The organism is Paraburkholderia sp. (assembly GCF_026225065.1).
In the GTDB taxonomy this organism is placed as follows: domain Bacteria; phylum Pseudomonadota; class Gammaproteobacteria; order Burkholderiales; family Burkholderiaceae; genus Paraburkholderia.
Genome location: NZ_JAMFSB010000205.1, coordinates 22,663 through 37,712, shown reverse-complemented (window position 1 = coordinate 37,712; position 15,050 = coordinate 22,663). Strand labels below are relative to the sequence as shown.

At 62.4% G+C, this 15,050-nt stretch carries 12 protein-coding genes; 1 reads left to right on the top strand and 11 read right to left on the bottom strand.

All coding sequences use genetic code 11. From position 1 onward, the window contains the following. Positions 1-85: 85 nt before the first annotated feature. The 4 genes from M0954_RS15275 to M0954_RS15260 form a co-directional block, all read right to left on the bottom strand. Positions 86-502, bottom strand: coding sequence for a cytidine deaminase (locus M0954_RS15275; RefSeq protein WP_297354091.1), 417 nt, complete (start codon positions 500-502; stop codon positions 86-88). Positions 503-545: 43 nt separating this feature from the next. Next, positions 546-1,865: a thymidine phosphorylase gene (gene deoA / locus M0954_RS15270; RefSeq protein ID WP_297354089.1), complete on the bottom strand. Its 1,320-nt coding sequence runs from the start codon at positions 1,863-1,865 to the stop codon at positions 546-548. Positions 1,866-1,920: 55 nt separating this feature from the next. Continuing rightward, positions 1,921-3,195: a NupC/NupG family nucleoside CNT transporter gene (locus M0954_RS15265; RefSeq protein ID WP_123386337.1), complete on the bottom strand. Its 1,275-nt coding sequence runs from the start codon at positions 3,193-3,195 to the stop codon at positions 1,921-1,923. 542 nt (positions 3,196-3,737) lie between these two features. Further along, complete coding sequence (locus tag M0954_RS15260) at positions 3,738-4,259, bottom strand: DUF6496 domain-containing protein (protein ID WP_123386338.1); 522 nt, start codon at positions 4,257-4,259, stop codon at positions 3,738-3,740. 152 nt (positions 4,260-4,411) lie between these two features. On the opposite strand from M0954_RS15260, the gene M0954_RS15255 reads away from it, so the two are divergent. Then, the gene (locus M0954_RS15255; protein WP_122156779.1) at positions 4,412-4,663 is read left to right on the top strand and encodes a hypothetical protein; all 252 of its coding nucleotides are present in this window, start codon (positions 4,412-4,414) and stop codon (positions 4,661-4,663) included. A 121-nt stretch (positions 4,664-4,784) separates the two neighbouring features. Here the strand turns inward: M0954_RS15255 and M0954_RS15250 are convergent, their stop codons facing one another. The 7 genes from M0954_RS15250 to M0954_RS15220 form a co-directional block, all read right to left on the bottom strand. Next, on the bottom strand, positions 4,785-5,993 hold the full coding sequence (locus M0954_RS15250) for an ABC transporter substrate-binding protein (protein WP_123386339.1): 1,209 nt from the start codon (positions 5,991-5,993) through the stop codon (positions 4,785-4,787). Between the two features lie 54 nt (positions 5,994-6,047). Next, positions 6,048-9,665, bottom strand: a complete 3,618-nt coding sequence (locus tag M0954_RS15245; protein ID WP_133894107.1) for a molybdopterin cofactor-binding domain-containing protein — start codon at positions 9,663-9,665, stop codon at positions 6,048-6,050. Next, positions 9,662-10,177, bottom strand: a complete 516-nt coding sequence (locus M0954_RS15240) for a (2Fe-2S)-binding protein (protein ID WP_122156782.1) — start codon at positions 10,175-10,177, stop codon at positions 9,662-9,664. The genes M0954_RS15245 and M0954_RS15240 overlap by 4 nt, the downstream gene beginning before the upstream one ends. A 31-nt stretch (positions 10,178-10,208) precedes the next feature. Further along, the gene (locus M0954_RS15235; RefSeq protein ID WP_297354087.1) at positions 10,209-11,408 is read right to left on the bottom strand and encodes an amidohydrolase family protein; all 1,200 of its coding nucleotides are present in this window, start codon (positions 11,406-11,408) and stop codon (positions 10,209-10,211) included. A gap of 78 nt (positions 11,409-11,486) precedes the next feature. Further along, positions 11,487-12,203 carry an ABC transporter ATP-binding protein gene (locus tag M0954_RS15230; protein ID WP_297354085.1) on the bottom strand — a complete coding sequence of 239 codons (717 nt, stop codon included), beginning with the start codon at positions 12,201-12,203 and terminating at the stop codon, positions 11,487-11,489. After that, on the bottom strand, positions 12,200-13,012 hold the full coding sequence (locus M0954_RS15225) for an ABC transporter ATP-binding protein (RefSeq protein ID WP_297354083.1): 813 nt from the start codon (positions 13,010-13,012) through the stop codon (positions 12,200-12,202). The genes M0954_RS15230 and M0954_RS15225 overlap by 4 nt, the downstream gene beginning before the upstream one ends. After that, entirely contained in the window at positions 13,009-14,994 is a 1,986-nt protein-coding gene (locus M0954_RS15220; protein ID WP_297354095.1) for an ABC transporter permease, read from the bottom strand. Before M0954_RS15220 ends, M0954_RS15225 begins: the two co-directional genes overlap by 4 nt. Positions 14,995-15,050: the final 56 nt, after the last annotated feature.

The window sequence follows — 15,050 nt, the reverse complement described above, 5'->3', positions numbered from 1 at the left end:
TTGTGCATGATGGTTGGATACTCATGTTGTTTGCGTATGGAACCGCTTTAGCGCGCATGCGGAACGCACGTTGCCACGCCTGTTGCTAAGCTGCGGACGCGCCGCCGTCCGGTTCGAGATAGAACGCGCCCGGTAAGAGCGCGGCGGCACTGGTCACCTCGACCTTGCCGTCCAGATTGCTCAGTATGACTTCAAGTTTGGGCGAGCCCAGCTCGATCATCACCTGACGGCAGGCGCCACAGGGTGCAATCGGGCCGTCGGTTTGTCCAATGACAGCTAGCCTTTTAAATTGCCCTGGACGATAACCCGCTGCGACGGCGCTAAAAAACGCCGTACGTTCCGCGCAATTGCACAGCCCGTACGAAGCGTTCTCGACGTTGCAGCCGTGAAAAATCTTGCCGTCGTTTGTTTCAAGCGCGGCACCGACCAGGAAGCGTGAGTAAGGCGCATAAGCAAGCTCGCGCGCTTTGCGTGCTTCGTCAATCAGATGTTCGTGTGTCACTACGCCTCCGCATCGGGATCAGGAATCCGCGTGGTTCGGTTACTCAGTTGATCAGATCGTACACGGTGGCCGGAACGGGTGAAGCGGTCTCGGCGAGCGTGCACGCCGTCAGGATGTCACGAGCCGCCTGCTCGGCGGCCGGGAGATCGCTGGCGTGAATCTGTGCCAACGGCGTTCCCGCCTCGACGTATTGTCCGAGTTCGACGAGGTCTGTCAAACCGACTTGATAGTTGATCGCATCATCAGGGCGACGCCGGCCGCCGCCAAGGCCGACCACCACGAGGCCTAGCGCGCGGCAATCGATGCGTGTCATATACCCTGCACGCGGTGCGGTAACCGGCAAGATCACGGCCGCACGCCCCAGATGACGCTCGGGCGCATCGATCAGATCAGCGGGCCCGCCTAACGCGCGCACCATCCGCGCGAAGCGCTCCGCCGCCGCGCCGGAATCGAGCACCGCGTTCAGCTTTGCACAGGCTTGTGCGGTATCGCCGGCGAGGCCGCCCAGTACGAGCATCTGCGCTGCCAAGGCCAGCGTGACCTCATGTAAGCGTGCAGGACGACGATGCCCGGTCAGATAGTCGATCGCACAGCGCACTTCCAGCCCGTTGCCAGCGCAGGGGGCCAGCGGCTGGTTCATATCGGTGAGCACCGCAGTCGTCTTCATGCCTGCGCCGTTGCCGACCTCGACGATGCTGCGCGCCAGTTCCAGTGATTTCTCGTAAGTCGGCATGAACGCGCCGGAGCCCACCTTGATGTCCATCGTCAGCCCTTCGAGTCCTGCCGCGAGCTTTTTCGACAGGATGGACGCCGTGATCATCGCGATCGATTCGACGGTCGCCGTTACGTCGCGGATCGCGTAGATCCGTTTGTCGGCAGGCGCGAGTTGCGCCGTCTGACCGATGATCGCCACGCCGACTTCCCGCACGATCCGCTGAAACGTCCTCGCCTCAGGGACCAGGTTGTAACCAGGAATAGCCGCAAGCTTGTCGAGCGTCCCGCCGGTATGGCCGAGACCGCGCCCGGAGATCATTGGCACGAAACCGGCGCAGGCGGCCACCATCGGGCCGAGCAGCACCGAAGTGAGATCGCCCACGCCGCCTGTCGAATGCTTGTCGATCACCGGGCCCGGCAGATCGAACGCATCCCAGGACAGCACCTGGCCCGAATCGCGTTGCGCCAGCGTCAGCGCGACGCGTTCATCCACGCTCATGTCGTTGAAATACACCGCCATTGCGAACGCTGCGACCTGCTCGTTCGCGACGCTGCCGTCGACCACACCCCGGACGAATTCGCCGATCTCATCACGGCTCAGCGCTTGCCGGTCGCGCTTCTTGCGAATGATTTCCTGCGTCAGCGACATAATGATCGGCTCAAGAAAAGGTAGGAGAGCATGGCGTAATCTATGACCGACCGACTCAATGAAACGACAGGAAAATCCCCGCAATTGCGGCGCTCATCAGGTTCGACAGCGTAGCAGCCGCTACGACACGCAACCCATAGCGCGCCACTTCCGCACGGCGTTCCGCAGCGACGGCACTAAAGCCGCCCGTGAGAATCGCGATCGAAGAAAAATTAGCAAAGCCACACAACGCGAACGACACGATCGCAAGCGTCTTCGGATCCAGCACCTGCAAGCCGGCCGCCGCGACCGACTGGGCGCCCTTCAGGTACGGAGACAGATCGACGTACGCGACGAACTCGTTGAGGATCAGTTTCTCGCCGATGAAGTTGCCGGCCAGCGGCGCATCGTGCCAGGGTACGCCAATCAACCACGCGAGCGGTGCAAACACCCAGCCGAGGATGCTTTGCAGCGTGATCTGCGGATGGCCGAACAGGCCCGCGATTCCGCTGACGGTCGAATTCAGCAATGCAATCAGGCCAATAAACGCGATCAGCATGGCGCCGACGTTGATGGCGATTCTCAGACCAATCGATGCGCCCGCTGCCGCCGCCTCGATCACGTTGGCCGATTTCCTTTCGTCGAAATGCAGGCCTTCCAGCACCACCCGGCTTGGCTCCGTAGTCGGGAAGATCAGCTTGGCGAACAGCAGGCCGCCCGGTATGGCCATGAACGACGCAGCCAGCAGATACTCGAGATTGACGCCGAGCCCTGCATAGCCGGCCAGCACCGAACCCGCGACCGAGGCCATCCCGCTCGACATCACCGCGAACAACTCGGCGGCCGTCATCTCGCGGACGAACGGCTTGACGAAGGCCGGCATTTCGCTCTGGCCGAGAAAGATCGTAGCCACCGCGGAACACGCTTCAACGCGGGTCACAGCCAGCAGCTTCTCGAACACGACACCCAGGCCGTTGATGATCCACTTCATCACGCCGATGTGATAAAGCACCGCAATCAGCGCGGTGACGAAGATAATCATGGGAAGCACACGCAGCGCGAAAACGAAGCCGCCACCGCCGAATAGCTGGAACATCTTCGCGTCGACAAGACCGCCGAACATGAACGACACACCGCGGTCGCCCATCTGCAGCACATTGTTGACACCACGCGCGGCGGCCGCGAGCGCTGCGCTGCCAAGCGGCACAAAAAGCACCAGCGCCCCAATCGACACCTGGGCGAGCAGCGCGGGAATCAGCGTGCGCAGACGGATACCACTCCGATTGGTCGACAACACATAAGCGATCAGCAACAGAAAAACAATGCCACATAGACTGCGTAAGATATCCACTTTGTGCTCGCTGTTGGAAATTAGAATTGGGGATGAGCGGACGGACACAAAGCAGATTAAATTTTCCTTCGCATACCTATCTTCCTCCTGTTGTCTCTTTTGTCGATCTTACCCGGCGCGTCGCCGGGGTGTGCACCGTATAGTGCAGCGCAAAGGCACGCACGTCCACCCTCGGCCGGCGAGCGATGCGCTCGCTTCGAGATGCTGCAGCGCGGCGAACATCCGCGTCCGGTCGTTATCGCGTCGTTATAAGGAGGCCGCACCGATGCATCCCGCATTGCCCGGTCCTTCGGGTTTCAATCCTGTCCTGTCGGTCAGGTTATAGATGAACAAAAAAATAAAGTACAAGGGTTTTGTGAGCACGCAGGATTTTGATCGCCTGGCCGCATGTCATGTATGCGGCACGTCCGGGGCAGGAAATTACCGGAGTTTTCTTGCGGTAAAGGTTCTGCATTTATTACATTCAGCCCATCCGCATTGCACGGCAGGCGTGACCGGGCGGCGGCGTGGCACCGCCGCCCTTTCAACTCTCTACGCGCCAATCAATGGTGCGAGCGCGCGGCCCTCGTATGAGCGGCCTTTTTCGCCGCGGCCGACCGGCCCGCAGCGCCCTTGGTGGCAACCGCCTTTTTCGCCGCCGCCGAACGGCTTGCAGCGGGCCGGCGAGCAGCCGAGCTCTTCGCCTGTTTCGACATCGCCGCGCTCGACGCGCCGCGTCCGCTCTCGCGCTTTAGCGCTGTAGTGGCAGCACGCGCGCGCTTCGCCTTCGATTCGGTGCTAGTGCTTTTGGCCGCGGTCTTGTGCTGGCCCGCCGCGTTGTCCTTGGCGGCCTTTTTACGCGTCGCTTCGCTGGTCGTGCCCTTCTTGGGCGCCTTCAGATCGACGCCGGCACGGCGCGCCTTCGACAAACCGATGGCGACGGTCTGCTTGGCCGATTTCACGCCGTGCTTGCCGGCGCGCACGCGGTCGACCTCTTCCTTGACAAACTCCCCGGCCTGGGTGCTCGAGGCTTTGCCGGCGCGCTTGTCCGCGTGGGCACGGTGGATGGTTTTCTGTTCAGGCATGACAGTCCTCCAGATTGGCTGTTGGCCCGTATAACGCAGCAACAGCCGTGCCTCGGTAAAAACGTGCGGTATCCGTGCGGACGGCGTATGGTTATAGCAAGGGCCGGTAGCTGTGCCGGCTGTCCAGTTTCGGACCATCCGGGAGAAGCCGCATGAAGATACCCACCTTACGGGCAGGCACCCACATTGAAGGCGTGCACTGGATTGCAGAATATGCCGAGGACGTCCACGAGATTCGCGTGTTTCGCGAGGGACAGGAAGTGGATGTGCACAACGCGCCGTCGACGCTGTTCGGTGACGAGGAAAACGCCGGCTCGAAAAGCTGCGCCGATCATCGCGCCGCGGAAGCGGCTGTGCTTGCTTACCTGAAGAGCTTCGTCGCCGAGCACGACGCCGAAGAATAGCGGGCGTGGGCGCGGCGATTTTCACCGTAGCCGCCGCGTCTAGCCCGCTTTTGATCTACTGCTTAATGCGTCTTGGCGCGGCGCTTTGCAAACGCGCTTTACATCCGCACGTCACATCCAATCAGTCAGCCGGACGCAGTTTTTTCACTTCGGCGTCCGAAGGCTGTACGCTCGCGCCGTCGATATAGCGGAACGACGTCATCACACCCTTGCCGTCCTTCACGCCCGTCACGCCGACAAAAGCACCCATGGTCGACTGATTGTCCTGCGCGCGATACGTCACCGGACCAAACGGCGTGTCGACGCTCAAGCCCTTGAATGCGGCGGCCAGCTTGTCCGGATCGGTAGAGCCCGCTTTCTTCAGGCCATCCGCAAGCGACATCAACGCGGAATACCCGACCACCGAACCGAGACGCGGATAGTCGTGATACTTCGCCTGATACGCATCGACAAACTTCTTGTTCGCAGCCGTATCGATCGAGTACCACGGGTAGCCGGTCACGATCCAGCCAGTCGGCGCTTCGGCGCCAAGCGGATCCAGATAATCCGGCTCGCCCGTCAGCAGCGAAACCACGCTGCGGTCCTTGAACAATCCCGTCGTATTGCCTTGACGGACGAATTTGCCGAGGTCCGCGCCAAACAGCACGTTAAAGATCGCATCGGGTTTCGCATCGGCAATGGCCTGGGTCACGGCACCCGCATCGAGATTGCCTAGCGGGCTCGCCTGATCGGACACGAACTCGATATCGGGCTGGGCAGCCTGCATCAACCTCTTGAAGGTCGCCACCGCCGACTGGCCGTACTCGTAGTTCGGATACACCAGCGCCCACCGCTTTTTATGCAGTTTGAGCGCCTCCGGCACCAGCATCGCAACCTGCATGTACGTGGACGGACGCAGACGGTACGTATATTTGTTGCCGTCGGCCCAGACGATCTTGTCGGTCAGCGGTTCGGCGGCGAGGAAGAAAACATGCTTCTGCTTCGCGTAGTCGGCGAGCGCGAGACCCGTGTTCGACAGGAAGCCGCCGAACAGCACCTGCACGTTCTCGCCCGTCACCAGCTCCTGCGCAACGCGCACGGTATCGCCAGGGTTGGCGTTGTCGTCGCGCGAGACGACTTCGAGTTTCTTGCCAAGCACGCCACCTGAGGCGTTCACCTCGTCGAGCGCGAGATTCCAGCCGTTCTTATAAGGACCGAGAAAGGCCGGCTGGGCCTTATAGCTGTTGATCTCACCGATCTTGATCGTCTCCTGGGCCACGGCCCCAAGCGCCGTCAGCGAGAGCGTCAACGAAACAGTCAGACGAGAGATCCATCCTGCGCGTGTGGTCATGCGTTTCTCCGTTATCAGTAGTGGGTGCGAGAAGGCGAATGCGGGTACAACGAATCAATCGGCGCGCGATGCCGCGCGAATGCGCGCCACGCTCGCCTCGACGTCTTGCCATGCGGGCTTGCCGCCCGCGAATTGCTGACGCAGGTACGACACGAGTTCGCTCACCTGGGCGTCGTTGAAACTGTCGCGGTAAGCCGGCATCGTACCGAGTTCGGGCCGCGCAGGCGAGTTGATGCCGTCCAGAATCACGCGAATCAGGTTATCGGGCGCCGCGCTATGCAGATTCGTGTTGAGCGCGAGCGACGGATGCGCGCCGAATAGCGTCGGTCCACTGCCGGTGTGATGGCATGCCGCGCAGGCACCGTCGAACAACCGCGCGCCAAGGCTCGACGCCGTGGGCGTGACGACGCTGGCCTGTTCGTATTCGCGCGCCAGGGCTTCTGGATTCGCATTCGGACCCGTGGGGTTGAGCGAGGCAAGGTAATTCGCCATGGCGTGGATATCGCTGTCCGGCAAAGAAGCCAGCTCGCTGACGACCGGCCCCATTGGTCCCGCCGCCACGCCATGCAACGGCGCGTGCCCAAAGCGCAGATAGCTGAACAGTTCGCTTTCGGTCCAAGGCACGGGGGCATTCGAGAGTGTCGTCAAGGCGGGGGCTTCCCAGCCTTCCGCCAGGCCACCGCCGAGAAACGCGGCACCGGTTTTCTCGGCGCCAAATGCATTGCGCGGTGTATGGCATGCACTGCAGTGGCCGAGGCCGTTGACCAGATAGGCGCCGCGATTCCATTGCGCGGTTTGCGTGGCGTCCTGCGTGAACGTATTGCGCTTCAGAAATAGGGTGTTCCATGCGGACATCAGCGGCCGCACGCCGAACGGAAACGCCAGTTTGGTTTCCGGCGAACGCGAACGCACCGGCGTTTGCGACATCAGGTAGGCATACAGCGCCTGCAGGTCGTCGTCCGATACGTTCTTGAATGACGTGTACGGGAAAGCGGGGTACAGGTGCCGTCCATCGCGATGGATGCCCTTGCGCATCGCTCGCGCAAACGCCTCGAGCGACCAGTTGCCGATCCCGGTCTGCTCATCCGGCGTGATATTCGTGGTGTAGATGGTGCCGAACGGCGTATCGAGCGCGAGACCACCGGCATTCGGCACGCCGTTACGTGCCGTGTGGCAGACGGCACAGTCACCGAGCGAGGCGAGCAGTTTGCCACGCGCGATCAACTCGGGCGCAAACGCGGACGCCAACGGCGGCGTAATTGGGGCAATCGGCTGAGGTGCGAACGAGGCCATGCTTAGCCAACCCGCTGTCCCTGCGGCCAATGCGCCAAGGAAACCAAAGCGCCAACGCCTTTTTCTGCGGGCGCTTGCTGCAGCGGCTGCCGCTTGCGCAGGGCCGTCGGCTAGCGCTGCGCGAATCACCTCAGGTGTGAAAGGTGGTCTGCGAAACCGTACACCGGTCGCATCGAACAGCGCGTTGGCAATCGCCGCTGCACCAGGCAGCGAAGCCGATTCACCAGTGCCCATGGGCGGCTCGCCGTGGCGCGGCATCATCACCACCTCGATGACCGGCACCTCGCGGAATGTCAGGATCGGATACGCGCCCCACTCCTGGCTCGTGACTTCGTTCTTGCCGAAGGTCACGCGCTCTTTCAACGCGCGGCTCGTCGCCTGGATCACGTTGCCGTGAATCTGATGACGCACGCCATCGGGATTCACCATCGTTCCGGTGTCCTGACCAACCACCACGCGCGTCACCGCCAGTTCGCCGCTCTTGCGATTCACCTCGATATCCGCGACCCATGCCGCCCATGCCGCGCCAAAGCCGGGAAATTTGCTGTGCACATAGCGTGCGTAAGCGAAGCCTCTGCCGCGTGCGATGTCGCCTTGCGGTTCGTCTTGCTCTTTGAGTGCAAGGTTGCGGGGTTCCCAACCCGCTTTCTCTGCAACCGCTTTGACGAGATCGAGCGCTCGCGGATCGGTCAAATGCTGCAGGCGGAATTCGACAGGATCGATGCCCGCCTCGGCAGCCAGTTCGTCGATGAACGATTCGTGTGCAAACGTGTTGGGCAAAGCCGAGACGCCACGCAGCCACGAGGCGCGGACAATCGGCGGGGTGTCGTCGCAAACGATGCGCATCGTGCGGTAGTCGTACGGCGGGACCGCCGTGCGGTCGCCCATTTCGAACACCTGCGGCTGCGGCGAGATCGCACCGGTCAACAGCAGCGCAAGCGTGGGCGCATCGTTCGACGGGTAACGCGTGGAGAAATCGTAGCCCGTGAGCTGACCGCTCGCATCGACCGCGCCACGCACGTCCATCAATTGCGCCGCGCCTTTCGGCTCCCAACGGTGTTCGTCTTCGCGAGACAGTTGCACGCGCACCGGACTAGCCACCGCGCGGGAGAGCAACGCGGCATCCGCGGCTACGTCGTCGGCGCAATTGCGGCCGTAGCAACCGGCGGCGTCCATGCGCACCACTTCAATCTGCGTTTCTTCCAGCGACATCAGTAGCGCCAGATCCGCGCGCAGCGAATGCGGGTTCTGTGTACCGGACCAGACCTTAAGCACACCGTCGCGATAGTCAGCCACCGCGCACGACGGTCCGATCGACGCATGCATCTGGAACGGCCAGACGTAGGTGCGTTCGAGCGTGTTGTCCGCCTGCGCTAGCGCCGCGTCGACGTCGCCTTCGATCAACAGATCGCGGCGCGTCGAGGGATTGGCACGCAAAGCGGCCTCAACCTCCTCGCTGGTTTCGAGCGCCGGCAAGCCTTCCACTGTTTTCCACTGCACGTCGAGCCGCTTTACCGCCTCCTGCGCAACCTCCTCGCGCACCGCGACGATGCCGACAAAATCGCGGATCACGACCACCTTGACGATGCCGGGCAGATCGCTCACAGATTCTTCGTCGACATGCAGCAGACTGTTGCCGATAAAGTCGCCTTGTGCGACGCCCGCATAAGGCGGACGCACTACCCGGCCGTGCAGCATCCCCGGCAGACGCACGTCATGCACGAACATCAGCTCGCCGATCGCCTTCGCGGGAATATCGATGCGCGCAGTGCTCTTGCCGACGATCCGATAAGTCTCAGGTGGCTTCAAGGGCGTATCTGTCGCCAGCGTCAACTCGATACGCCGTCCGGCGATCAGTTCTCCGTAGCCGATGCCTTGCGCCCGGTCTTCGCCGCGGCGATGCACGATGCCTTCGCGCACGTCCAACGTCTCCGCGTCTGCGCCAAAGCGCAGCGCCGCCTGTGCGACCAGATACTGCCGCGCCTGCGCCGCGGCCAGACGCAGCGGCACGGCGGAAATCTGGATCGTTGCGCTCGCAATGGTCGGCCCCTGGTTCGGCGCCTCGGTGGTGTGACCGAGCACGATCGACACGCGCGTGAGCGGCACATCGAGCTCTTCGGCGACGATCTGGGCGAGCGCCGTGCCGATTCCCGTCCCCAGATCGACGTGGCCGTTAAACGCCACCACGCTGCCGTCGCCACGCACAACGAGAAACACATCGGCCAACGTCGGCACAAATGACGAGCGCGACCCAGGCTGCCCGATCGCCGGTCTGACCGGTGCTTGCGGCGGCCGTACGACGACCAGCACGTTCTGCATGTCGTCGAGCTGCTGCCGCGACAGAGGCTGACGCTCGACGCTCACGTCCGGCCCCGTCATGCCCGCTCTCCTTCAAGCCCTTCATGCTCGCGACGCCGCAGCTCTAGCAACTCGGCAGCACGATGCACAGCGCGCAGAATCTCGACGTGCGTGCCGCAGCGGCACAGGTTGCGTGACAACTCGCGCCGGATGGCGGCGTCGCTGGGATGAGGATCGCGGTCGAGCAGCGCTTTCGCGGTCATGATCATGCCGTTGAGACAATAGCCGCACTGCGCGGCCTGTTCGTCAATGAACGCCTGCTGCACCGGATGCAGTGCCGCACGCGTGCCCAATCCTTCGAGCGTCGTGATCTCTCTTCCTTCCGCGACTCTCGCCGTGGTCACGCACGAGCGGGTTGGCATGCCGTCGAGCAGCACTGTGCATGCGCCACACTCGCCAAGCCCGCAGCCGAACTTCGGCCCGTTCAGCGCCAGATCGTTACGCAGCAGATATAACAGCGGCGTGTCGGCGCTGGCACTGACAACATGCGTCGCACCGTTCACCTTGAGCGTAAGGTTCACGGAACGGTTCATGGCCGCAGCACCGGCGAGTCGCAGTGAGTGCTCAGACAACCACCGGCACTTCGGTCGCCGGCGGCGTATTGCGGCTGCGCCGGCAACGGATCAAGCCGTCGATCATCACCATGCCAACGCCCGGTATATCGCCAAGCTGTACGCTTTCGAGGAGCGTGCTGCCGGCCGTATGCTGTGCGCGGTCCATGAAGACCAGATCCGCGGGGCGGCCCACTTCGATCAATCCTTGACGCAGATTGCGCTGACGCGCAGTGTTGCCGGTCGCAAAGCAGAAAGCGATTTCCGCAGGCACGTCAGCGAGGCTTGAGATCAGCGCGATCATCCGCAGAATGCCAAGCGGTTGCACGCCGGAGCCAGCCGGGCTGTCGGTGCCGAGAATGATACGGTGCGGGCATTTGAGTTCGATCGCGTGACGCGCAGTCAGCAAAGCGATCCGCTCATTTCCGTTATGGACGATTTCCAGTGCGCGCGTGGATTGCTCGCACAGGTCGCAGACGTGGCGATAAGGCAAGGACGTATGACCGCCATTGATGTGGCCGATGACGTCCGCGTCAGCCGCGAGCACCACGTCCTTGTCGATCAGCCCCGAGCCGGGAATCGATGGACCGCCCGTGTGAATCGTGCTTTGTATCCCGTACTTGCGCGCCCAGGCGACCATCTGGCCCGCTTCCTCGCCAGCCTTGACGCTGCCGAGACCGACTTCGCCGAGCAGCTTTACGCCCGCTTCCGAGAGTTCCTTGAAGTCTTCCTCGACCATGCCTTTTTCGATCACCGGCGCACCGGCCAGCACCTTGACGCCTCCGCCGACGCCCGCGCCGCGCATGCCTTCGAACGAGCGCTGTGCCGTAATCGCCAGCGCTTTCACGCCGATGATATCCTTAGGACGTCCTGGCAAATGCACTTCGCCGGCTGAGATCATGGTCGTCACGCCGCCGTTCAGGTTCGACTCGATCCAGCCCATCTGATTCTGCCGCGGCGTCCAGTCGCCAAAGACGGGGTGCACGTGCGAATCGATCAGGCCAGGTGCCACCGCCGTACCTTTGCAATCGACCTTGGTCCGCGCGCCTACGAGGTCGCAGTCTTTCTCCTTGCCCACTGCGACAATCACACCGTCGTCGATCACCAGCGTGTCGGCGTCGAGAATCGGCTGGTCGATATCGCCCGATAACAGCAGGCCGATGTTCGTTACGACGACCTTGCCCGACAACCCTGTCAACGTCTCTGCTGCCATCTGCTTCTCCTTTCGCAACGACTACCCGAGGCGGCCACACGCGCGCATTGCGCGAGGCGTATGACCGCGTCGCAGGAATCAGACGCTCAAGTATGCGTGCCTGACTGTTTCGTTCTTCGCGAGTTCGCCGATCGTGCCGCTGAAGCGGATCTGCCCTTTTTCAAGGACATACGCGCGGTCGCTCACCAGCTCGGCGAAGTGCAGGTTCTGTTCGGACAACAGAATCGACAGCCCTTCGCGCTTGAGTTCGAGAATCATGTTCGCCATCTGTTCGACAATCACGGGCGCCACGCCTTCCGACGGTTCGTCGAGCAGCACCAGATACGGATTGCCCATCAGCGTGCGCGAGACCGTCAGCATCTGCTGCTCCCCGCCGCTCATGTGGCCGCCAGGACGTTTGGGCATTTCACCGAGATTGGGGAACAGACGAAACAGTTTCTCCGGGGTCCACTGCGGCGCGCCTTCGCGCGGCGGTTGCCGCCCTGTGTCGAGGTTTTCCATCACGGTGAGGTCGGAGAACACGCGGCGGTCCTCGGGTACAAAGCCCATCCCCATGCGGGAGATCCGATAAGGCGGAAGCGATCCAATGTCCGTACCGCGGAAACGCACTTCGCCCTGGCAGCGCGGCAACAGGCCCATCACCGCCTTCATCGTGGTCGACTTGCCCGCGCCGTTGCGGCCCATCAGTGCCACCACCTCGCCGCGCCCGACTTCGAGGCCGACGTCGAACAAGATGTGTGCGCGGCCATAGAACGCGTTGAGGCCGGAAACTTTCAGCATCGGCTCGCTGCTCATTGCAAGGCCCCTTGACGACCGCTTTGGCCGTCGTGATGGTCGTCCAGCGCCGCATGCGCCTGGAAGGTCTTGCCGGTGCCGAAATAGACTTCCTGCACGCGAGCGTCGTTGCGAATCGTCTCTGCGCTCCCTTCTGCGATCAGCTTGCCGCGCGCCAGCACGATCATGCGGTCCGCGTAGGCGAACACCACGTCCATGCTGTGCTCGGTGAACAGCACGCCGATCTTGTGCTCCGTGACCAGGCGCTTGGTCAGCGCCATCAGATCGTTGCACTCTTTGGGCGCCATGCCGGCGGTCGGCTCGTCCATCAGGAGAAGCTTCGGGCGATTCGCCATGGCAATGGCGAGCTCGACCCGTTTGACGTCGCCGTAGGCCAGCACGCCGCACGCGCGATGCGCGTCAGCCGCCATGCCTACCTGCTCGAGCAGGCTGAACGCTTCATCTGCGTACCACGATCCCGCAGCCTTCCACAGACCGAACAGTTTGCGTTCGCGCGACACCAGCGCCATCTGTACGTTTTCGAGCACGGTCATCGAGTTGAAGGTCGCGGCAATCTGGAACGTGCGGCCCACGCCGAGCCGCCAGATATCGCGCGGCCGCATGCCGACGAGTTCGTGGTCGTCGAGACGGATCGAACCCGACGACGGCCGCAGTTGCCCGTTGACCATGTTGAAGCAGGTCGATTTACCCGCGCCGTTCGGACCGAGCAACGCGAGCAGTTGACCGGCCTCGAGATCGAAGGAGACATCGTCGACTGCTTTAAGGCCACCGAATGATTTAGACAGACCGGAAACGCGCAGGAGGCTCATAGACCCTCCTTCATCGCAGTGGCTTGCGATGGCGCGGGTGATGCTGGACCGGCGGCGGCTCGCTCCGCTTCGGCCGATCCACCTGCGTGACCGTTCTTCGAGCCGGCATCGTCGTCGCCAAAGCGCTCACGGACGAAACCTACGATGCCTTGCGGGAACGCGATCACCAGCAGCAGGATCGCGAACCCAAGGAGTGCTTGCCAGTAGTCGGTCTGACGCGCCACGGTGTCCTGCAACCAGGTGAACACCGCCGCGCCGACGATCGGGCCGGCAAGCGTTTGCAGGCCGCCTAGCAGCACCATCACGAGTCCGTCGACGGAACGGCTCACGCTAATGACTTCAGGCGAAATCGTGCCCTTCGAGAACGCGTACAAGGAGCCCGCAAGGCCGCAAAAAACCGAAGCAATCACAAAGGAGGCCCATTGCACCCGCTTGACGTCGATACCGATTGCCTCGGCGCGCAAGCCGGAATCGCGCGAAGCTCGCATGGCATAGCCAAGCGGCGAAAACAGCATGCGCCGCAGCAACCAGACGCAGATCACGACGCACACGAGCGTCAGGTAGTAATACGCAACCGGAGAAGACAACCAGTTCGCCGGCCACAATCCAAGCACGCCATTGCTGCCGCCCGTCACGTCGTCCCACTGGAACACGACCGACCAGACGATCTGCGCGAAGGCAAGTGTCAGCATGGCGAGATACACACCCGATAGCCGCACGCAGAACCACCCGAACACCACCGCTCCGCCGAGAGCAAGTAATGGCCCAAGCAGGAGCGCGGCTTCCATCGGCAAGTTGAGCACCTTGAGAAACAATGCGGCGCCATAAGCACCGAGCCCAAAATACGCAGCGTGGCCAAACGAGTGCATGCCACCCGGCCCCATGATGAAGTGCAGGCTGGTGGCAAACAACACTGCAATCAGGATCTCCACCAGCAGGATGGGCATATACGGGAACGCCTTGGCCACGAGTGGCGCAAGCACCAGCACGGCAAGCACTGCTACCGCCAGCCACTTCAGACGTTTGCCTGCGGGCCGTAGCGGCGCTTCCGGTGCGGCCATGCCGCGCACCGCGGCAGTGGCACGGCCAAACAGGCCCCAGGGCCGCACGACGAGCACGACGGCCATCACGACGAATTCCGCAACCAGCGTAAAGCGGCTTAGCGAGAAGTCGATCCCGCCGATCGACACGTGTCCAATGCCAATGCACAGCGCCTTGATCTCGGCAATCAGCAACGCAGCGACGAACGCACCTGGAATGGATCCCATCCCGCCCACCACCACGACCACAAATGCATTGCCGATAGTCTCGAGATCAAGCGACAGATTCGCCGACATGCGCGGCCCCTGCAACGCGCCGCCCAGGCCCGCCAGAAATGCGCCGACGAAGAACACCCCGGTAAATAGCCATGCCTGATTGATGCCCAGCGCGCCGAGCATTTCGCGATCCTGTGTCGCCGCGCGCACCAGCGTGCCCCAACGCGTACGCGTAAGCGCATACCAGAGCAACAGCAACACGAGCGGGCCAATCACGATCAGCGCGATATCGTAGGTAGGCAGTGGATGGCCGAGCAGATTGACCGCGCCTCCCAGATGCGGCGCACGCGGCCCGAACAGATCTTCCGGACCCCACAGCCATAACGCGGCATCACGGAAGATCAAAACGAGCGCGAAGGTCGCCAGCAAATGAAACAACTCAGGCGCCTGATAGATGCGCCGCAGTACGATCATTTCAACGAGCGCACCCAGCACCGCGACGACCAGTGCCGCCGCCAGCACCGAGAACCAGAAGCCTCCCGTTGTATGGCCGAAGCGGCTCGCGAAGCTATAAGCGACATAAATGCCGAACATATAGAACGAGCCGTGCGCGAAGTTGACGATGCGCGTCACGCCGAAGATCAACGACAGGCCGGCCGCGACGAGAAACAGCGTCGACGCGTCGGCGAGTCCATTGACCAGTTGTACCAGCAGATTCGAAAGCATCGTCATCCTTAGCGGCTTGCAATCCATCCCCTGCGCGGCACGCTCATACGCACCTC

Coding starts and splice junctions, on each gene's coding strand:
- M0954_RS15250 (WP_123386339.1), bottom strand. CDS start 5,993: ATGACCACACGCGCAGGATGGATCTCTCGTCTGACTGTTTCGTTGACG.
- M0954_RS15225 (WP_297354083.1), bottom strand. CDS start 13,012: ATGAGCCTCCTGCGCGTTTCCGGTCTGTCTAAATCATTCGGTGGCCTT.
- M0954_RS15235 (WP_297354087.1), bottom strand. CDS start 11,408: ATGGCAGCAGAGACGTTGACAGGGTTGTCGGGCAAGGTCGTCGTAACG.
- M0954_RS15240 (WP_122156782.1), bottom strand. CDS start 10,177: ATGAACCGTTCCGTGAACCTTACGCTCAAGGTGAACGGTGCGACGCAT.
- deoA (WP_297354089.1), bottom strand. CDS start 1,865: ATGTCGCTGACGCAGGAAATCATTCGCAAGAAGCGCGACCGGCAAGCG.
- M0954_RS15245 (WP_133894107.1), bottom strand. CDS start 9,665: ATGACGGGGCCGGACGTGAGCGTCGAGCGTCAGCCTCTGTCGCGGCAG.
- M0954_RS15220 (WP_297354095.1), bottom strand. CDS start 14,994: ATGCTTTCGAATCTGCTGGTACAACTGGTCAATGGACTCGCCGACGCG.
- M0954_RS15255 (WP_122156779.1), top strand. CDS start 4,412: ATGAAGATACCCACCTTACGGGCAGGCACCCACATTGAAGGCGTGCAC.
- M0954_RS15260 (WP_123386338.1), bottom strand. CDS start 4,259: ATGCCTGAACAGAAAACCATCCACCGTGCCCACGCGGACAAGCGCGCC.
- M0954_RS15230 (WP_297354085.1), bottom strand. CDS start 12,203: ATGAGCAGCGAGCCGATGCTGAAAGTTTCCGGCCTCAACGCGTTCTAT.